Annotated in this window: 14 protein-coding genes; 13 read left to right on the top strand and 1 reads right to left on the bottom strand. The window is 46.2% G+C overall.

The genetic code is table 11. The annotated features are described in order from the left end of the window. Positions 1-210 precede the first annotated feature (210 nt). From gltB (OQJ86_RS02080) to OQJ86_RS02035, 10 genes are all read left to right on the top strand, one after another. Positions 211-4,761: a glutamate synthase large subunit gene (gene gltB / locus OQJ86_RS02080; RefSeq protein WP_265985717.1), complete on the top strand. Its 4,551-nt coding sequence runs from the start codon at positions 211-213 to the stop codon at positions 4,759-4,761. Then, positions 4,761-6,230: a glutamate synthase subunit beta gene (locus tag OQJ86_RS02075; RefSeq protein WP_061035007.1), complete on the top strand. Its 1,470-nt coding sequence runs from the start codon at positions 4,761-4,763 to the stop codon at positions 6,228-6,230. The genes gltB (OQJ86_RS02080) and OQJ86_RS02075 overlap by 1 nt, the downstream gene beginning before the upstream one ends. A gap of 451 nt (positions 6,231-6,681) precedes the next feature. Then, complete coding sequence (gltB, locus tag OQJ86_RS02070) at positions 6,682-11,145, top strand: glutamate synthase large subunit (protein WP_265985714.1); 4,464 nt, start codon at positions 6,682-6,684, stop codon at positions 11,143-11,145. 20 nt (positions 11,146-11,165) lie between these two features. Next, complete coding sequence (locus OQJ86_RS02065; RefSeq protein WP_039974748.1) at positions 11,166-12,578, top strand: FAD-dependent oxidoreductase; 1,413 nt, start codon at positions 11,166-11,168, stop codon at positions 12,576-12,578. A gap of 91 nt (positions 12,579-12,669) precedes the next feature. Continuing rightward, positions 12,670-13,098, top strand: coding sequence for a DUF1499 domain-containing protein (locus OQJ86_RS02060; protein ID WP_042599738.1), 429 nt, complete (start codon positions 12,670-12,672; stop codon positions 13,096-13,098). Positions 13,099-13,163: 65 nt separating this feature from the next. Beyond that, positions 13,164-13,859: a 5'-methylthioadenosine/S-adenosylhomocysteine nucleosidase gene (gene mtnN / locus OQJ86_RS02055; protein ID WP_265985711.1), complete on the top strand. Its 696-nt coding sequence runs from the start codon at positions 13,164-13,166 to the stop codon at positions 13,857-13,859. 14 nt (positions 13,860-13,873) lie between these two features. Then, positions 13,874-14,827 (top strand): cobalamin biosynthesis family protein, encoded by a 954-nt coding sequence (locus OQJ86_RS02050; RefSeq protein WP_265985709.1) that lies wholly within the window; start codon positions 13,874-13,876, stop codon positions 14,825-14,827. Then, complete coding sequence (btuF, locus tag OQJ86_RS02045) at positions 14,827-15,651, top strand: vitamin B12 ABC transporter substrate-binding protein BtuF (protein ID WP_265985707.1); 825 nt, start codon at positions 14,827-14,829, stop codon at positions 15,649-15,651. The genes OQJ86_RS02050 and btuF overlap by 1 nt, the downstream gene beginning before the upstream one ends. A gap of 77 nt (positions 15,652-15,728) precedes the next feature. Beyond that, a complete protein-coding gene (locus OQJ86_RS02040) occupies positions 15,729-16,349 on the top strand; it encodes a TRIC cation channel family protein (RefSeq protein ID WP_005425397.1) in 621 nt (206 codons plus the stop codon). A 130-nt stretch (positions 16,350-16,479) separates the two neighbouring features. After that, a complete protein-coding gene (locus OQJ86_RS02035) occupies positions 16,480-17,340 on the top strand; it encodes a LysR family transcriptional regulator (protein ID WP_265985701.1) in 861 nt (286 codons plus the stop codon). On the opposite strand, the gene OQJ86_RS02030 is transcribed toward OQJ86_RS02035, so the two are convergent. Next, a complete protein-coding gene (locus OQJ86_RS02030) occupies positions 17,276-18,055 on the bottom strand; it encodes a TSUP family transporter (RefSeq protein ID WP_038878208.1) in 780 nt (259 codons plus the stop codon). The genes OQJ86_RS02035 and OQJ86_RS02030 overlap by 65 nt on opposite strands. A gap of 270 nt (positions 18,056-18,325) precedes the next feature. On the opposite strand from OQJ86_RS02030, the gene OQJ86_RS02025 reads away from it, so the two are divergent. From OQJ86_RS02025 to OQJ86_RS02015, 3 genes are all read left to right on the top strand, one after another. Continuing rightward, a complete protein-coding gene (locus tag OQJ86_RS02025) occupies positions 18,326-19,192 on the top strand; it encodes a hypothetical protein (RefSeq protein WP_265985698.1) in 867 nt (288 codons plus the stop codon). Further along, positions 19,192-19,635 (top strand): hypothetical protein, encoded by a 444-nt coding sequence (locus tag OQJ86_RS02020; protein ID WP_171373263.1) that lies wholly within the window; start codon positions 19,192-19,194, stop codon positions 19,633-19,635. Before OQJ86_RS02025 ends, OQJ86_RS02020 begins: the two co-directional genes overlap by 1 nt. A gap of 106 nt (positions 19,636-19,741) precedes the next feature. Then, the gene (locus tag OQJ86_RS02015) at positions 19,742-20,134 is read left to right on the top strand and encodes a hypothetical protein (protein WP_265985694.1); all 393 of its coding nucleotides are present in this window, start codon (positions 19,742-19,744) and stop codon (positions 20,132-20,134) included. The last annotated feature ends 58 nt before the right edge of the window (positions 20,135-20,192 follow it).

The following is a 20,192-nucleotide window of genomic DNA, read 5'->3' as shown; positions in this document are numbered from 1 at the left end:
CACTAGATAGTGATAATAAATAAAGGGATATCACCAAGGATTGTTTTTCTCGCAAAATTTTTCCTGCGAGATACGGAAAGGAATCAAAACTGACCAACCTAGGTCGGTTTCGAATCATAAATATAAAGGACAAGACGCACAGAGCGTACCTAAGACAGCCAAGATCTGTCTGGGATTCTTGCGTCGACATTGAACTGGAAGGATGTATCTATGGTAGATAGAGAGCAAAATTCACAGGGTCTGTACACTCCGGAGCTGGAGCATGACGCTTGTGGTATCGGTTTTGTTGCTCACCTTAAAAACCGTAAATCTCATGAAGTAGTGACTCAAGCACTAGATATGCTGGCTCGCATGGAACACCGTGGTGGTCAAGGCTGTGACCCATGTAGCGGTGATGGCGCAGGTATCTTGCTACAGAAACCTCATGAATTCCTATTAGAAGAAGCCGTTAAGCTAGGCATTAAACTGCCTTCGTTTGAAAAGTATGGTGTTGGTGTCGTTCTTTTCCCGAAAGACGAATACAAACGCGAACAATGCCGTGACATTCTAGAACGTAACGCACAGCGTCTAGATCTTGAAGTTATCGGCTACCGAGTACTGCCAACCGACAACTCAATGATCGGTGCAGACCCACTAAGTACAGAGCCTCAGTTTGAGCATGTGTTTATCTCTGGTGGCCCTGGCATCACACCTGAAGAGCTAGAGCGCAAACTGTACGTACTTCGTAACTACACTGTACGTGTTTGCCTAGAAAGCGTTTCGAACATTGGTGACGACTTCTACATTAACTCAATGTCTTACAAGACATTGGTGTACAAAGGTCAGTTAACAACCGAGCAAGTACCTCAGTACTTCCTTGATCTGCAAAACCCGACCATGGTGACCGCACTGGCACTGGTACACTCTCGTTTCTCTACCAACACCTTCCCGAAATGGCGTCTTGCACAGCCTTTCCGTTACATTGCCCACAACGGTGAAATCAATACAGTTCGCGGTAACTTGAACTGGATGAAAGCCCGTGAAGCCATTCTAGAATCAGACCTGTTTACTCAGGCTGAAATCGACATGCTTCTTCCAATCTGTCAGGAAGGCAGCTCGGATTCATCTAACTTTGACATGGCACTTGAGCTCCTAGTTCTTTCTGGTCGCAGCCTGCCACACGCATTGATGATGATGATCCCGGAAGCATGGCAAGAAAACAAAAACATGGATCCTAAACGTCGCGCGTTCTATCAGTACCACGCGAACATCATGGAACCATGGGATGGTCCTGCTTCAGTATGTTTTACTGATGGTGTTCAAGTTGGTGCGACACTAGACCGTAACGGTTTGCGCCCTTCTCGCTACACAGTGACCAAAGACAACTTCCTAGTGATGGCATCTGAATCTGGTGTTGTGGATATTGAACCAGAGAACGTAGAGTTCCGCGGTCGTCTGCAACCAGGTCGTATCTTCGTTGCAGACCTAGAGCAAGGTCGCATCATCTCTGATGAAGAAGTGAAAGACACCATCGCAACGGCGCAGCCTTACGAGAAGTGGGTAGAAGAAAACCTACTGAGCTTGAAGAAGCTGCCAGATGCGAGCAACCAGTTCAGCCAACCTTCTCCAGAACGTTTGCTACACCGTCAACAAGCTTTCGGTGTGAGCACTGAAGAAGTGAACGAAATCATCGTTCCAATGTCGAATGACGCGAAAGAGCCATTATCAGCAATGGGTGCCGACTGGCCTCTTGCGGTTCTATCTCATCAGTCTCAACATCTTTCAAACTACTTCAAGCAGCTGTTTGCACAGGTAACCAACCCACCGATCGACCCGATCCGTGAGCGTATGGTTATGTCGCTGAACACTTACTTGGGTAAAGACCAAAACCTTCTGACTGAAACACCACTTCACTGTCAGAAAGTAGAATTGGAATCACCTGTTCTGGCTAACTCTGAGCTTGAAAAACTGCGTGCGATCGATAACGAGCACCTTCAAGCGAAGACGCTGGATATCGTGTTCCAAGCCAATGAAGATCAAGGCAAGCTTGAGCGTGCACTAAAACGTATCTGCCAATACGCAGAAGACGCGGTTATCGATGGTTACTCAATCATCCTACTAACTGACCGTGCAGTGAACTCAAACCACGCGGCGATCCCAGCAATGCTGGCAGTTGGCGCAGTGCACCACCACTTGATCCGTAAAGGTCTACGTGCGAAGTGTGACATCGTGGTTGAAACCGGTGACGCGCGTGAAACGCACCACTTTGCAACACTACTTGGTTACGGTGCGAATGCGGTTAACCCATACCTAGTGATTGAAACCATTATTGAGCTTCAACGTACGAAGAAGTTGGATCCAGAAGCGAACCCGCGCGATCTGTTCAACAACTACCGTAAAGCGATCAATGGCGGTCTTCTGAAGATCTTCTCGAAGATGGGTATCTCGACGCTACAGTCGTACCACGGTGCACAAATCTTCGAAGCGTTGGGCATCCACAAATCAGTGGTCGACAAATACTTCACAGGTACAGTTTCTCGTATCCAAGGTCTCACCCTTGATGATATCGCCAAAGAAGTGCTGATCCGTCATCGTATCGGTTACCCACAACGCGAAATCCCAATTCAAATGCTGGATGTTGGTGGTGTTTACCAATGGAAACAGCGTGGTGAGAAGCACCTATTCAACCCAGAGACTATTTCTCTACTGCAAGAGTCTACACGCAACAAGAACTACGATCAGTTCAAGCAGTACGCGACAGCAGTAGATAAGCAAGGTGACAACGCGGTAACCCTGCGTAGCCAACTTGAGTTTATTAAGAATCCAGCAGGCTCTATCTCTATCGACGAAGTCGAGCCAATTGAAAGCATCGTGAAACGCTTCGCGACGGGTGCAATGTCATTCGGTTCTATTTCTTACGAAGCACACTCCACACTGGCTGTTGCGATGAACCGTCTTGGCGCGAAATCGAACTCTGGTGAAGGTGGTGAAGACCCAATGCGTTTCGAGCGTAAAGAAAACGGCGATTGGGAACGCTCTGCAATCAAGCAGGTGGCTTCTGGTCGTTTCGGCGTAACCTCTTACTACCTAACTAACGCTGAAGAGCTGCAAATCAAAATGGCTCAAGGTGCGAAACCAGGTGAAGGTGGTCAGCTACCAGGCGATAAAGTAGACGACTGGATCGGTGCAACACGTCACTCGACTCCGGGCGTTGGCCTTATCTCGCCACCACCACACCACGATATCTACTCAATCGAAGATTTGGCTCAGCTGATCTACGACTTGAAGAACGCGAACCGTGCGGGCCGTGTAAACGTGAAGCTGGTATCAGAAGCCGGTGTAGGTACGATCGCTTCTGGTGTAGCAAAAGCGAAAGCGGACGTTGTACTAATCGCAGGTTTCGACGGCGGTACTGGTGCCTCACCAATGTCTTCAATCCGTCATACCGGTCTTCCTTGGGAACTTGGTTTGGCAGAAACGCACCAAACGCTACTGAAGAACGGCCTACGTAACCGTATCGTGGTTCAAGCAGATGGTCAGATGAAGACACCTCGTGACCTTGCAGTGGCAACACTACTTGGTGCAGAAGAATGGGGCGTGGCAACCGCAGCCTTGGTGGTTGAAGGTTGTATCATGATGCGTAAGTGTCATAAGAATACCTGTCCTGTTGGTATCGCGACTCAAAACAAGACACTTCGCGAGCGCTTTGATGGTCGCGTTGAAGACGTCGTAACCTTCTTCCAATACATGGCACAAGGTCTGCGTGAAATCATGGCTGAACTTGGCTTCCGCACTATCGATGAGATGGTCGGTCAAGGTCAGAAGCTGAAGATTCGCCAAGACGTTTCTCACTGGAAATACAAGAACCTAGATCTGTCTCCTGTTCTTCACGTTGAGCAACCACGTGAAGCTGATGGTGTATTCAACCAAGCTCAGCAGAACCACAACCTAGAAGAAGTACTAGACCGCAAGCTAATTCAAGCAGCGATTCCTGCACTCGAGAAAGGCGAAGCGGTGAATGCCGAGTTCCCTATCGTCAACACAGACCGCTCTGCAGGTACCATGCTGTCGAACGAAATCTCGAAAGTGTACAAAGATGCCGGTCTACCTCAACCAATGAACGTGAAGTTCAAAGGTTCTGCGGGTCAGTCATTCGGTGCATTCCTCGCTAAGGGCGTGAAGTTCGAAGTGGAAGGCGACGCGAACGACTACTGGGGTAAAGGCTTATCTGGAGGTACGTTAGTACTTTACCCAGATGCGAAATCAAGCATTGTCGCGGAAGACAACATCGTGGTTGGTAACGTGTGTTTCTACGGTGCAACTTCGGGTGAGTCTTTCATCCGCGGTATGGCTGGTGAACGTTTCTGTGTTCGTAACTCAGGTGCGAAAGTCGTAGTAGAAGGCGTCGGTGACCACGGTTGTGAATACATGACTGGCGGTGCAGCCATCATCCTCGGTTCAACAGGTCGTAACTTTGCCGCAGGTATGAGTGGTGGCGTGGCTTATGTGTGGGATAAATCAGACGACTTTGAGTCAAAACTGAACCCAGAGCTAGTAGACCTAGATCCAATCGAGCAAGAAGACAGAGATCTATTACTCGACATGCTAACTAAGCATGTTCAATTCACAGGAAGTGAAGTCGCTCAGTCTTTCCTAGACAACTTTGAAGCAAGCCTAGCCTCTATGGTTAAGGTAATGCCGCGTGATTACAAAGCGGTTCTTCAAAAGCGTAAAGCTGAAGCACAGTCTCAAGGAAACGAAACTCAAGTGGAGGCCGTATAATGGGTAAGCCTACTGGATTTTTAGAGCATGGTCGTGAACTACCACAAAAGATCGATCCAGCTGAACGCATCAAGAACAACAAAGAGTTCGTTCTGAACGAGGAGTTTGGTGACAAGATCAATACTCAAGCTTCTCGTTGTATGGACTGTGGTGTGCCGTTTTGTCATAACGGCTGCCCTATCGGTAACATCATTCCAGAGTTTAACGATGCGGTTTATCGTGATAGCTGGGAAGAAGCATGGAACATTCTAAGCTCAACCAATAACTTCCCAGAATTTACTGGTCGTGTTTGTCCTGCTCCATGTGAAAGTGCTTGTGTTCTTGGCATCAACCAAGACCCAATTACTATCTGTAATATCGAGAAAACCATCGTAGAAACAGCGTATCGTGAAGGATACGCCAAACCAAAAATACCGCGTTCTCGCACTGGTAAAACAGTCGCGATCATTGGTTCGGGTCCTGCTGGCCTTGCGGCTGCTGAGCAGCTAAACAGCGCTGGTCATACTGTGACGGTATTCGAACGAGACGAGAAAGTGGGTGGCCTACTACGTTTTGGTATCCCTGATTTCAAGCTGGGCATGGATGTCATTGATCGTAAGATCAACCTGATGGCAGAAGCGGGTATTGAATTCAAAGTAAACCAACATATCGGTGTCGACGTAAACGCTCAACAGCTTCGTCAAGAATACGATGTTGTGCTTCTTACTGGTGGCTCAACCGTTCCACGTGATCTTCCAGTTCCTGGGCGCGAGCTAAATGGTGTTTACTTTGCCATGCAGTTCCTTGGTCAAAACAACCGTCGTGCAAATAACATGGACCTAAAAACGGAAGAAATTCACGCAAAAGGTAAACATGTGGTTGTCATCGGTGGTGGTGATACAGGTTCTGACTGTGTAGGTACATCAAACCGTCACGGTGCAGCAAGCATTACTCAGGTTGAGATCATGCCGATTCCGCCAGAAAAACGCCCAGCAAACATGCCGTGGCCACAGTATCCAATGATCATGCGTACATCGACTTCCCATGAAGAAGGCGTTGATCGTCACTGGAATATCCTAACCAAAGAGTTCATCGGCAATGAGCAAGGTGAAGTGACTGGTCTGCGTATTGCCGATATTGTTTGGGAAGAAGCGAAGCCAGGCGAGCGTCCAAACTTTAAAGAGGCCGAAGGCAGTGAGCGTGTGATCCCATGTGATATGGCATTCCTTGCTATGGGCTTCCTGCATCCGGAACCAACTGGTGTTCTTGCTCAACTGGACATAGCACTAGATGATCGCGGTAACGTAGCAACCCAAGGTTTTGCTACTAACCAAGAAGGCGTATTTGCTGCTGGTGATATGCGTACAGGCCAATCTCTGGTTGTTCGTTGTATCAATGAAGGCCGTGAATCAGCTCGTGCCATCGATGATTATTTGATGGGTGGCACAAACCTAGAAGCGAAAGCAGATTCATTAATGCTTTCAGCTTAAAGGGAGTGCTCTCGCTTCCTCTTTTTAAGTCATAAATCCAGCCATCAGTAGTATCGATGGCTGGTGATAAGAAAAGAAAACAGTTCCTTCCAATCTTTTTATTTTGACCAGCATTTTGTGCTGGTCTTTTTTATGCCTCACAGAATCAAATGTTACTTTTTTGTAACAATCAAATTCCTATCTAGCTGAATTTATTGAAATATTTTAGCCAATTAAATGGTAAATCGCATATTCACGTGATGATTCACTAATAACTTGACCTTTTTTACAATAAGCTATAGGTTGTGAAGTCGATGAAAATAAAACAACCATTTTTTGTTAAGATAATTGACGATTTTTATTGAATAAATATACATAAAACCATAAAAGTGACGCATAGTTAGTCATCATTATCAACTTGAGCAGTGTTGATATATCTGTCGGACGACAGATAAGCAAAGGGAGAATTGCAATGGCTCTTTATGATCCAAGTCTTGAGAAAGACAACTGTGGATTTGGCTTAATCGCTCACATGGAAGGGGAGCAAAGTCACAAGCTGGTTCGAACAGCAATTTCTGCACTTGACCGCATGACCCACCGTGGTGGTATCGCCGCTGACGGCAAAACTGGTGATGGTTGTGGTCTTTTACTACAAAAACCCGATTCCTACTTACGCCTGATCGCTGAAGAAAACGGCTTTAATCTAGGCAAACAATATGCCGTGGGCATGATTTTTTTCAATCAAGACCCTGTTAAAGCTCAACAAGCAAAAGACATCGTAAACAAAGAACTCGCCCAAGAAACTTTAACGATTGCAGGTTGGCGCGACGTCCCAACCAATTCAGAGGTTCTCGGCCCAATTGCTGCCGACTCACTTCCGAATATTCAGCAAGTCTTTATTTCTGCACCGGCAGGCTGGCGCGAGCGTGATATTGAACGCCGCCTTTACATTGCACGCCGTCGTATCGAGAAACAAATCACTGAAGATCCAGATTTCTACATCTGTAGCTTGTCGACACAAGTTCTGGTGTACAAAGGCTTGTGCATGCCTGCGGACTTACCGCGCTTCTACCTTGATCTTGCTGATCTACGCATGGAATCCGCTATCTGCCTGTTCCACCAGCGTTTTTCTACCAATACTCAACCGCGTTGGCCACTGGCTCAGCCATTCCGCTATCTTGCACATAACGGTGAGATCAACACCATCGAAGGGAATCGCCAATGGGCTAGAGCACGAGCTTATAAGTTCTCTTCCCCACTGCTGCCCGATTTACAAACGGCCGCACCTTTTGTCAACGAGACAGGCTCAGACTCTTCCAGCCTAGATAATATGTTGGATCTGTTCCTTTCTGGCGGGATGGATATCTTCCGTGCAATGCGCATGCTTGTGCCACCAGCATGGCAAAACCACCCAGACATGGACCCAGACCTGCGTGCTTTTTATGATTTCAACTCAAAGCATATGGAGCCATGGGATGGCCCTGCAGGGATCGTACTATCAGATGGTCGTTACGCAGCATGTAACCTAGACCGCAACGGTCTACGTCCTGCGCGCTACGTGATTACTAAAGACAAATTCATTACCTTGGCTTCTGAAGTGGGGATTTGGAATTACGCACCAGATGAAGTCGCCGAAAAAGGCCGAGTTGGTCCGGGTGAGCTATTAGTTGTCGACACACGCAAAGGCAAGTTGTGGCAATCAAGTGAAATCGATAATGACCTGAAATCTCGCCATCCTTATCGTGAATGGATGGATAATAACGTTCGCAAACTGACGCCATTTTCTCAGCTACCTGAAGATCAAGTCGGTGAACGCAGCTTTGATGAAGACGTACTTAGGACTTATCAAAAGCAATTCGCCATGAGCAATGAAGAAGTCGATCAAGTACTTCGAGTGCTCGGCGATATGGGCCAAGAAGCGGTTGGCTCTATGGGTGATGACACCCCGATGGCCGTCCTTTCTTCCAAAGAGCGTTTGGTAACGGATTATTTCCGTCAGAAGTTTGCTCAGGTAACTAACCCGCCAATCGATCCACTGCGTGAAAAGCACGTGATGTCACTGGCAACCAGTATTGGTCAGGAGATGAACGTCTTCTGTGAAACCGATGGCCACGCATACCGAGTCACCTTCGATTCGCCAGTATTACTTTATTCAGACATGCAACAATTACTCGAGCTTGGTGACGATCATTACCGTAATACCATTCTCGATATCAACTACGATCCACAGCAGAAAGATCTAAAGCAAGCCATCAATGAATTGTGTGATCAAGCCGAACACGTTGTCCGTGAAGGCACCGTTTTGGTTGTGCTTTCCGATCGAGCTTTAGTCAAAGGCAAACTGCCTATCCCTGCGGCTATGGCCGTCGGTGCGATACAAACTCGCTTGATTGATGCAAATTTGCGTTGTGACGCCAATATTGTGGTTGAAACTGCCACAGCGCGCGACCCGCATCAATTTGCTGTCTTGCTTGGCTTTGGTGCAACGGCCGTTTATCCATATCTAGCCTATGAGGCGTTGGGTAAACTGATTGACGATGGTGCGCTTGATAAAGACTATCGCGATGTGATGCAAAACTACCAATACGGCATCAATAAAGGTCTGTACAAGATCATGTCGAAGATGGGGATTTCCACCATTGCATCGTACCGTTGTTCACAACTATTTGAAGCGGTTGGTTTAAGCCAAGAATTAGTCGATTTGTGTTTTAAAGGCGTGACGACTCGTATTGAAGGGGCAAGCTTCGAAGACTTCCAACAAGACTTGTATAACCTGTCTCGCAAAGCGTGGGCGAAGCGCAAAGCCATCGACCATGGTGGACTATTAAAATATGTCCATGATGGTGAATATCATGCCTACAACCCTGACGTAGTAAGCACACTGCAAACAGCTGTGAAATCGGGAGAAAGCAACGATTACCAGAGCTTTGCTAAGCAGGTGAACCAACGCCCTGTTGCTATGCTTCGTGACCTTATGTCACTGAAGAAATCAGATTCACCGCTACCTTTAGAGCAAATTGAGCCTAATACAGAACTCTTCAAACGCTTTGATTCTGCAGCGATGTCCATTGGCGCACTCAGCCCCGAAGCACACGAAGCACTAGCGATGGCGATGAACCGTCTCGGCGGCCACTCAAACTCGGGTGAAGGTGGTGAAGATCCACGCCGCTTCGGCACAGAGCGTAACTCACGCATCAAGCAAATCGCATCGGGACGATTTGGTGTCACGCCTCACTACCTCACCAATGCAGACGTACTGCAAATCAAGGTGGCACAAGGTGCGAAGCCGGGTGAAGGTGGCCAGTTACCGGGACACAAAGTCACCGCAGAAATCGCAAAACTGCGTTATTCGGTACAGGGGGTAACTCTGATCTCCCCTCCTCCGCACCACGATATTTATTCGATTGAAGATTTGGCCCAGCTGATCTTCGACCTAAAGCAGGTCAATCCAAATGCGCTAGTTTCAGTGAAATTAGTATCTGAACCAGGCGTCGGCACCATCGCAACAGGTGTAGCGAAAGCTTACGCAGATCTCATTACCATTTCGGGTTACGACGGCGGTACCGCAGCAAGCCCTTTAACTTCAGTGAAATACGCAGGTAGCCCTTGGGAGTTAGGATTAGCAGAGACACAACAAGCACTGGTTGCTAATGGTCTGCGCCACAAGATCCGACTACAAGTAGATGGTGGTCTAAAAACTGGTCTAGACGTGGTGAAAGCGGCGATTCTCGGTGCAGAAAGCTTCGGTTTTGGTACTGCGCCAATGGTAGCAATGGGTTGTAAGTTCCTACGTATTTGTCACCTCAACAACTGTGCCACAGGGGTTGCAACTCAAGACGAGACACTACGTAAAGAGTACTTCAAAGGCCTGCCGGAAATGGTGATGAACTACTTCATCGGTCTGGCGGACGAAGTGCGCGGATTGCTCGCTGAACTTGGTGTTGAAAAACTGACTGACTTGATTGGTCGCACGGATTTGTTGGAAACCGTTGAAGGTCTGACAGCGAAACAAACTAAGCTAGATCTGTCAAATATCCTTGAGGCGCCAGTCTCTCCAGAAGGACACCCTCTTTACTGGACACAGCCAAATACACCATTTGATAAAGCAGAGCTAAACAACAAGATCATTGAAGACGCGCTGCAAGCGGTTGAGAAACGTCAATCTGCCAGCTTCTTCTACAACGTGATCAACACCGACCGTTCTGTGGGTGCTCGCCTATCTGGTGAAATCGCTCAGCGTTACGGCAACCAAGGCATGGCGGCAACGCCAATCAAACTGCACTTGGATGGCACTGCTGGTCAGTCATTTGGCGTTTGGAACGCAGGTGGCGTAGAGCTTTACCTGACTGGGGATGCCAACGACTACGTAGGTAAAGGCATGGCTGGCGGTAAGGTGGTGATCAAACCTCACCTTGGCACTGCATTTAAGTGTAATGAGGCGACCATCATTGGTAACACCTGCCTGTACGGCGCAACCGGCGGTAAACTGTTTGCGGCAGGTAAAGCAGGTGAGCGTTTCGGCGTACGTAACTCAGGTACGATTGCCGTCATTGAAGGCGCTGGCGATAACGCTTGTGAGTACATGACCGGCGGTATTGTTGCCATTCTTGGCGCGACAGGCGTGAACTTTGGCGCAGGCATGACTGGCGGTTTTGCTTACGTATTAGATGAGAACCAAGACTTCCAAGGTCGCGTGAACAACGAATCGGTTGAAGCGATTTCTCTGTCGGATCTCTACATCCATCAAGAGCACTTACGTGGTCTGATTGCCGAACATCTTGAAGAAACCGGCTCTAGCCACGCAGAAGATATCTTGGCGAACTTTGATGAATGGATTCCAAAGTTCTACTTGGTGAAACCACAAGCGGCGGACTTACGCACGCTACTTGGTCACCAGAGTCGCAGTGCCGCAGAACTGCGCGTTCAAGCCCAGTAATCATGGAGGATGTTTGAATCATGAGTCAGAACGTTTATCAATTTATCGATGTTCAACGCGTAGATCCTGCGAAGAAGCCTATCAAAGTTCGTAAGATCGAGTTCGTTGAAATATATGAACCATTTACCAAACAACAAGCGACTGCGCAGGCGGATCGCTGCTTGGATTGTGGTAACCCATATTGTGAATGGAAGTGCCCTGTCCACAACTACATCCCGCAATGGCTAAAGTTAGCCAATGAAGGTCGTATCCTTGAAGCCGTTGAACTGTCGCACCAAACCAACAGCCTACCTGAAGTTTGTGGTCGAGTGTGTCCGCAAGATCGTCTGTGTGAGGGCTCTTGTACTCTCAATGAGGACTTTGGCGCTGTCACCATAGGTAACGTTGAAAAATACATTACCGACAAAGCCTTCGAAATGGGCTGGAAGCCTGACATGTCCAAGGTGGAGTGGACCGATAAAAGGGTTGCCATCATTGGTGCAGGACCAGCAGGCTTGGCTGCCGCTGATATCCTAGTCCGCAATGGCGTGAAACCTGTCGTATTTGACCGCTATCCTGAAATTGGAGGTCTACTGACCTTCGGTATCCCTTCATTCAAGCTTGAAAAAGGCGTGATGGAAAATCGTCGTCGCGTCTTCACCGAGATGGGCGTTGAGTTCCAGATGAATGTGGAAGTAGGCAAAGATGTACAAATGCAAGAGCTGCTTAATGAGTACGATGCTGTCTTTTTGGGTGTTGGTACTTACAAGTACATGCGAGCGGGACTAGAAAATGAGGGTGCGCCGGGCGTTTACGATGCTCTGCCATTCTTGATTTCAAATACGTACAAGGTCATGGGCTTGGAGCACGACAAACCATTTATCGACATGGCAAAGCAACGCGTAGTGGTACTCGGTGGTGGTGATACCGCGATGGACTGTGTTCGTACCTCTATCCGCCAAGGCGCGTCAAACGTTGTATGTGCTTACCGTCGTGATGAAGCCAATATGCCTGGTTCTCGCCGCGAGGTGAAAAACGCCAAGGAAGAAGGTGTGAAGTTCATGTTCAACCTTCAGCCTTTAGGAATTGAAGTCGATGCGTCAGGTAAGGTCTCAGGGGTCAAAGTGGTGAAAACCGCCCTTGGTGAGCCTGATGACGCAGGTCGCCGACGCCCAGAACCAGTAGAAGGCAGCGAGCACGTTCTACCAGCAGACGTCGTTATCATGGCGTTTGGTTTCCAGCCACACAAAATGGACTGGCTAGCTCCGTTTGATGTCGAGTTGGACCAATGGGGCCGTATCAAAGCTCCTGCGAAACAAGAGTTCCAATTCCAGACCAGCAACAAAAAGATCTTCGCTGGTGGCGATGCGGTACGAGGCTCAGATCTGGTCGTGACCGCGATTGATGAAGGTCGAAAAGCCGCAGAAGGTATTCTCGATTACCTTGAAGTTTAATCACTGTTAACGTCTCAAAAAGGATCCTACTATTGGATCCTTTTTTCTTTTATTACATATAATTAAATTCCTAAGATAAGGGATAGAACCAATGAAAAAAGCCGCTCTCCTTTCCATTACTTTGCTCGGCTTAACCGCTTGTAGCCAAGGAGTCACAACCATGACGGATCGTTCTCAATCACCTTGTGGTGACAAACCCAACTGCGTCTCCACCCAAGACACGCGTGAAGAATACAACCTAACACCATTCACCCTAACCGAATCCACGAACATCGATGCAATTGAGCAAGTGGCGCTTAAACTGCCAGGCGCGAAGACAGCCGTTAAAGAAGGCAATTACCTACGTATCGAATGCACATCTAAAATCATGCGCTTTGTGGACGATTTAGAGCTTAAGATCGAAGGCGACCAGCTTATTGTTCGTTCTGAATCTCGCGTTGGCTATTCAGACTTTGGCGTGAACCGTAAGCGTGCCGAACAATTACGTTCACTGTTGGCGAATGCTGAGTTAATCAAATAACGACCACATATTGGTGCAGAGTGATATACTCTCGCCAACTTAAATTTTTATCGAAAGAGAGTGTTATGAAAGTTGGTATCATCGGTGCGATGGAACAAGAAGTCACCATCCTGAAAGAAGCTATGACAAACTGCCAAACAGTGAGCAAAGCAGGTTGTACGTTTTTCTCTGGTCAGATTAACGACGTTGATGTGGTACTGCTTCAATCTGGCATCGGTAAAGTAGCGGCAGCAGTAGGTACAACTATTCTGCTAGACGAGTACCAACCAGATGTGGTTATCAACACTGGCTCTGCAGGTGGCTTCGATTCAAGCCTAAACCTAGGCGACGTTGTTATCTCAACAGAAGTTCGTCACCACGATGCAGACGTAACCGCGTTTGGCTACGAAATGGGTCAAATGGCAGGCCAACCAGCAGCATTCAAAGCGGATGAGAAGCTAATGGACCTTGCTGAAAAAGCACTGGCTCAAATGGAAAACACTCACGCAGTTCGCGGCCTGATCTGTACTGGTGATGCGTTTGTTTGCACGGCAGAACGCCAAGAGTTTATCCGTAAACACTTCCCTTCAGTTATCGCTGTAGAAATGGAAGCATCTGCTATCGCTCAAACTTGTCACCAATTCAACACACCGTTTGTTGTTGTTCGTGCTATCTCTGACGTAGCAGACAAAGAATCACCAATGAGCTTCGAAGAGTTCCTACCGCTAGCAGCGACAAGCTCTTCAGAAATGGTATGCAAAATGTTGGAACTGACTAAGTAAGTCCCCAGAATTTCATGGAAGAAATATTTCAACAGCTCAATGCCAATGGTGCGCTCCTCGTCATGTGGGGCGCATTACTATTCCACTTATTAATCCCCATTCCTCACGCAGCTCATCCTGTGACTTTGTGGCATAAATTCGCAGAACAACTAGCGAACAAAGTTAATAACAACCACAACTACTCACAAAGCATTCTCTCAGGCGGACTCGCATTGTTTCTTATGCTTGTACCCTGCTTGATATTACTGCTCGCGATGAAGCCCTTAGTTTGGCAAGCGCCCTTATTTGAGCTGGCATTACTGCTTATTGCTCTCGACTGGCGAAACAACGAGTCACTTGCTAAACAACTCGTCACCGCAATGTCGAATGAGAACAAAGTGCAGTGCCGAGCGTTACTCAAGCCTTACCTTAATCGAGATACCGAGAGCTTATCACTGCTTGGTATTGGTAAAGCAGGTGCAGAGACCATTATCATGGGTTACGGACGTAACGTTGTGTGTGTGTTGTTTTGGTATGGATTGACTGGTGGAATTGGCGCGTTCATGTATCGCCTAACGGCAGAGCTCGCTCGTGCTTGGTCCCCAAGTCGCCGTCAGTATTCACCTTTTGGTAAGCCTGCTATTCAGCTAACTGCTGCATTGGAGATTATTCCTTTACGCTTGTTTGCCGTGTTCATTAGCATGGGTAAAAACCTATCAAGTGTTTCGACTGCGATGCTTCAGCAAGCGAAGTCTTGGCCACTTCCGGGGCCAGCTTGGTTGTTGTGCTCAATTGGTAACAAACTTCAATTGTCACTTGGCGGCCCAGCGCTGTACCAAGGTCTACGAGCTGAACGAGCGAAAATTGGTGGTCGTATAGCACCATCTGCTATTCATTTAGCACAAATCCAAACCCTTATTGTATGGCGTATTTTTGCTTGGATCGTTATCCAAAGCCTGATTCTCGGACTCATTTATCAAGGACTATGATGAACAAACTTTGCTTTGCTCTTCCTCTTATCTTTTCTGCCGCTTCTTTTGCCAATGAACCAGCGCAACGCGTCATCAGCCTGGCACCACACTCAACAGAAATCGCCTATGCTGCAGGTCTTGGTGACAAGCTGATTGCCGCCAGTGAAATGAGTGACTACCCAGAGCAAGCTAAAGATTTAGAGAAAGTATCAAACTATCAAGGCATCAAGTTAGAGCGCATCATTGCCCTTCAACCCGATTTAGTTATCGCTTGGCCAGCAGGTAATCCAGCCAAAGAACTTGAAAAGCTCAAGCAGTTTGACATCCCTATCTACTACTCAACTACTGGAACGTTAGAAGACATCGCTACGAACATTGAGCAACTTAGCCAGTACAGCGAGAAGCCGGAAGTTGGGCAAAAAGCCGCCGCAGAATTCCGCGCGCAGCTAGAAGCATTAAAAGAAAAATACAATACCGAGGATAAAGTCAGTTACTTCTATCAATTAAGTGAGAAGCCGATCATCACCGTTGCGGGCAAGAACTGGCCAAGTGAAGTTTTCACCTTCTGCGGTGGCGAGAATATCTTTGCTAAAGGCAGTGCCCCTTACCCACAAGTCAGCATCGAGCAAGTGATTACTCGCCAACCCGAAGTCCTGTTTACCTCTCGCCATGCCATGAGTAATGATGGCATGTGGGCTGAATGGAAAAACGACATCCCTGCGTTAAAGAACAACCACGTTTGGTCACTCAATTCAGATTGGATCAACCGCCCAACCCCAAGAACCTTAAACGCGATCACAGAGGTGTGTGAACACTTTGAAACCGTTCGGCAAAAACGCTAACGTTTTCGTTGGAAATCCCGTACAATTTCCGTCCCATTTCTGTTCCCCCACAATTTGTTTAAAAGGTACCAAGTAACATGGACTCCATGCTGCTTTATATGATCGATTTATTCGGTACTGCTGTCTTTGCGGTTTCTGGCGTTTTACTCGCAGGCCGATTAAAGATGGATCCTTTCGGTGTGATCGTACTCGGTAGTGTGACAGCTATTGGTGGCGGCACTATTCGTGATATGGCGCTTGGCGCAACCCCGGTCTTCTGGATCACTGACACCACTTATCTTTGGGTAATTTTCATCACTTGTTTGCTCACGATGATTCTCATTCGTCGCCCTAAGCGCTTGCCTTGGTGGGTCTTACCTGTCTGTGATGCAATTGGTTTGGCGGTATTCGTCGGCATCGGTGTCGAAAAAGCGCTAGCCTACAACGCTTCTGGCATGGTAGCGGTGATCATGGGCGTTATCACTGGTTGCGGTGGCGGCATTATCCGTGATGTGCTGGCTCGCGAGGTACCCATGGTACTGCGAAGTGAAGTCTATGCGACCGCATGTATCATTGGCGGAATTTTCCATACAACTGCATTGAGCATGGGACACGACCATTCAGTCGCCCTACTCGCAGGTGTCATCTCAACGTTGATTATTCGCCTTGGTGCGATTCGCTGGCACTTGTCACTGCCAACCTTTGCTATCAATCGTTGATCGATGCGAATCAATTTACACAAAAGAGCTGACTGAAACGTCGGCTCTTTTTGTTTGTAAAATCACCTGTCGCTTCTCATCTCAAGCTTGGCTATATTAAGTCTATTATTCCCAACATTCATGGATAGACATGTTACTGGAAGGTATCGAAACACTGTTAGTGTTAAGCAAAGCGAAAACAATGAGTCGCACTGGGAGTTTGTTGTATATCAGCCAATCTGCGGTGAGTAAACGTATCGCTAACCTAGAGAAAAAGCTGGGAAAGAAGCTAGTAGAACCCTCGGGGAGAACCATTAAACTCACACCTGATGGCATGGCTTTGATCGAGAATATTGGTCCATCTTTTAACGAGTTACGTGGCCTTATCTATGAACAACAAGAGCTAGAGGACACATCATTAATCACCCTCGATAGCTCAAAGTCACTTATTGCGGGTTATCTTGGAAAAACTATTGGTGATTACCTCAAGCAAGATCAGTACTTAACCATAACCACCAACCACAGCCCTAGAATCGTTGAGCGAGTTCAATCTGGTAAAGCGACCATTGGGCTTTGCGCTGGTTTGCTTCCACCACATCATGGCTTGATGGCTTTCCACTTATGTGATGAACCTTTTTTCCTCGTTAGTGATCAACAACTGAATGAACTTCCGAAAAAAGTCATCACAAATGATTTAACTAACCCGTCCAATAGCTACCAACTGCCAGCATTAGAGAAAATCGGCATTATGCCGTTGATGGAAATGGACGCCTATACTGCTGCAGCCCAACTCGCACTGGGAGGAGCAGCACCTGCATTAATCCCACTATCAATCGTTAGGGCGTTAAAGATTCCTGACCATAACTGCTTTATGTTCGAACAACTGACATCTTTAATTCGACCGATTCATATCTGCGTTAGGCAAAACGTGTACCAGTCACCAAGAGTTAAAACAGTGATAGAAACCATTGGTGATGTTGTTGCCAAAGAAGTTTTGTCGCCATCAACATAGACATGGTAATGACTAAAGGTCGAATCCATTTTTGACCTTTGGTGACGACAACTTTGGCACCAAGTTGAGCACCAATAAAGCCACCTACCGCCATGGTCAGACCGATTTCCCACACAGGCAAACCAGCAAGAATAAAGAACAGCAGAGCCGCGATATTTGAGGTGAAGTTGAGAATCTTAGTACGAGCGGTCGCATCAACCAAAGAGAAGTGACCAAGTGCGACAAAGCAAAGCGCAAAGATAGAGCCAGTACCTGGGCCAAAAAAGCCATCGTAAAAGCCCACGCCGCCACCAACGCACAAAGCGAACATCGCTTCAGAAAGCTTCGGCTCCCCTTCCGCTGTTTTAGAGGTCGAGGAGAGCAAAAAGTAGAGAGAAATCGCAATCAGCAATACAGGGATAAGGCTAGTGAGTATACCTGCATCGATAAACTGCACAGCCTCTGCCCCAATAGCAGAGCCAATAAAGGTACATAGAATCGCTAGGCGCATCTCTTTAAGGCTAACAATACCATTACGCACAAAGTACCAACTAGCAGAGAAGCTTCCGAATGAGCTTTGGAGTTTGTTCGTCGCCAATGCCTGAGTTGGGCTAAGCCCCGCTGCTAGTAGAGCTGGCAATGTTAATAGACCACCACCACCAGCCATGGCATCAATAAATCCTGCTGCTGATGCGACAAAAAACAATGCAATTAACATCTCGAAAGTGATTTCCACTCGTGCGTCCTTGTAAATATTTGTAACCAGATGAGGCAACGATAGCATTGCCTTACAAACGCACAAAAGGAAACTCAAGACACCAACCTATTCCAGATTTTCATCAATAAGAGCACAGTTAGCAAAAGCAACTCAAAAACACGAATGAAAAAAATGAAGTTTAGAGTACCGTCGCAAAAACAATCCCAAACTTGAGAAGACGAACCGAAGCAAAGGTATAAAACTAGATGCTTAACATTGTTCTATATCATCATTCTTTAGAAACAACGAATGCAGGATGCAAACCAACTAATGAGTAGTTACCCACTAAAACACAGTAACAGTCGAAGTACAGATTCATTCAATAGCGCTTATCCTCTAAGTGAGAGAAAAAGAAGTGACAAAGAAGTCGTTATTTTTTCTTTAGATAGTTTCGATGTCATAGTTAAACATTACATCAAAGACAAAATAAGGCTAACTCGTTGGGAAAACATTAAATCAACGTTTGAAAACTCAGCTGGATATTTTGCTACAGGACAAGACCTAGTATTCATATCTACCCTAGCAAATTACTTGTACGGGAATAATAGTACGATAGTTGTCAAGAACTACTCTGGAGCACCGCATATTATAGTTACAGGCTCGCCAGCTATCAAAGTCAAGATAAAAGGAGTTGCTAAATTATTACCTACACCAACAGTTGCAAAATTTGCAGTTGGGCCTGAAGCGGCTCTTAAATCGATAAAAAGCGGTGGTGTTATCACGATAATCCTTTTGAGCTCATACAGAGTTGTTGATTACTTCTTAGGTGATAAGCAAACCCTTTCTAAGCTATTAGGAACTATAGCGAGCGATATTATTAAGGTTGGACTTTCATCAGCTGCTGCTGCCATATTTGTTAATTTTGCAGCTTCTGTTGCTGGTGTAACTGTGACTTTAAGTGCTGGACCTATTCTTGCAGCCATTGTAATAAGTAGCGCTGTTGGCCTTTATCTAAATAAGGAAGATCAGGATAAAGGCTTAACTCAAAAGCTAATTCGTTCTATTGACAGCTATATAGAGAGCATAAAGAGCGACATAGAAGAAGAACACAACGAAACTATCAGAAGAGCTCATTCAATGGTATTTTCTCAGAACATGAGCAAAGGACTACTGTGATGACGCATGGTAACTACGATAGAAAACAAGCATTATTCTACTTGATATTCTTAATCATATCATCAACCTCTCTATTTATATACTCACTAAAAGGCATAACTGGCTTCTATGACAATATAACCACTAAAAGTGAAATAACAACTTTTGATCAAGTCTATGTATATATGCTTGGAGCGAGCTTCATTCTTTTTGAATGCTTAAGAATACTTGTCATCTCAATTATATCAAATAACTTTGTAACTAAGAGCCAATTCAAAAAATCAAGTAAGATTTTTTTAGCACTCTCCATAACTACTTTTTTATCATTATACCCTGCAACTATCTTAGCTGATGTATTTGCTAAGTCTAATAACTATACATTTAGCAAAGACGAGTCGACTTACAATATTTTACTGGAAAAGAGAGCATACAAAATAAATAAACAAGTAGAGTTTATTTTATAACTACCACAGTTATAGAGCTCAGCATGTGGAGCACTGTTCTAATTATGAATTACTTCGTAATGTCGGACACATACTAAATTTCATTTTAAAAATTAAAGAGGGTCGCATGACTAAAATGGTTCTCCCTATAGCTTTATATTTATGCTTGACCATTGGTCTAGCAATAAGCCTAAGCATCTGGAATGAGTGGTTTTCTATCACTCAACAAATAGAACTCGATACTTATTTCATTCTCTCCGGTACCATAACTGCAACAGTAATATGTGTGCCAAACATTCTGACTATAAGCAAGGGCTTGAGTATTGCAGCGAAAGTAAACTTGCTCACCATTGCATTTATTCTTGTTACTTGCAGCGCTAATTTTGTTATTACAAATGGCAGTACTATTTCTTCATCTTTAGGGACGTTACTTTCAGTTATCAGTTTGATGCTATACAAAAGTCCTCTCTACCAAGCTTTCTTAGCGCACTTCAATTATCTCCATTTTAAGAAACCTTAAAGACAAAAAAGCCCGCTCAAATGAGCGGGCAATGAGGTTGTCATATAAGCCCTAATAA

The organism is Vibrio sp. Sgm 5 (assembly GCF_026241575.1).
GTDB lineage: Bacteria > Pseudomonadota > Gammaproteobacteria > Enterobacterales > Vibrionaceae > Vibrio > Vibrio jasicida.
The sequence above is the reverse complement of the archived record's forward strand: the minus strand, read 5'-3'. Positions and strand labels throughout refer to the sequence as shown.

Bases quoted from the DNA above. Each gene is read 5' to 3' on its own strand.
- gltB (WP_265985717.1), top strand. From the start codon at position 211: ATGGTAGATAGAGAGCAAAATTCACAGGGTCTGTACACTCCGGAGCTG.
- OQJ86_RS02075 (WP_061035007.1), top strand. From the start codon at position 4,761: ATGGGTAAGCCTACTGGATTTTTAGAGCATGGTCGTGAACTACCACAA.
- gltB (WP_265985714.1), top strand. From the start codon at position 6,682: ATGGCTCTTTATGATCCAAGTCTTGAGAAAGACAACTGTGGATTTGGC.
- OQJ86_RS02065 (WP_039974748.1), top strand. From the start codon at position 11,166: ATGAGTCAGAACGTTTATCAATTTATCGATGTTCAACGCGTAGATCCT.
- OQJ86_RS02060 (WP_042599738.1), top strand. From the start codon at position 12,670: ATGAAAAAAGCCGCTCTCCTTTCCATTACTTTGCTCGGCTTAACCGCT.
- mtnN (WP_265985711.1), top strand. From the start codon at position 13,164: ATGAAAGTTGGTATCATCGGTGCGATGGAACAAGAAGTCACCATCCTG.
- OQJ86_RS02050 (WP_265985709.1), top strand. From the start codon at position 13,874: ATGGAAGAAATATTTCAACAGCTCAATGCCAATGGTGCGCTCCTCGTC.
- btuF (WP_265985707.1), top strand. From the start codon at position 14,827: ATGAACAAACTTTGCTTTGCTCTTCCTCTTATCTTTTCTGCCGCTTCT.
- OQJ86_RS02040 (WP_005425397.1), top strand. From the start codon at position 15,729: ATGGACTCCATGCTGCTTTATATGATCGATTTATTCGGTACTGCTGTC.
- OQJ86_RS02035 (WP_265985701.1), top strand. From the start codon at position 16,480: ATGTTACTGGAAGGTATCGAAACACTGTTAGTGTTAAGCAAAGCGAAA.
- OQJ86_RS02025 (WP_265985698.1), top strand. From the start codon at position 18,326: ATGCAGGATGCAAACCAACTAATGAGTAGTTACCCACTAAAACACAGT.
- OQJ86_RS02020 (WP_171373263.1), top strand. From the start codon at position 19,192: ATGACGCATGGTAACTACGATAGAAAACAAGCATTATTCTACTTGATA.
- OQJ86_RS02015 (WP_265985694.1), top strand. From the start codon at position 19,742: ATGACTAAAATGGTTCTCCCTATAGCTTTATATTTATGCTTGACCATT.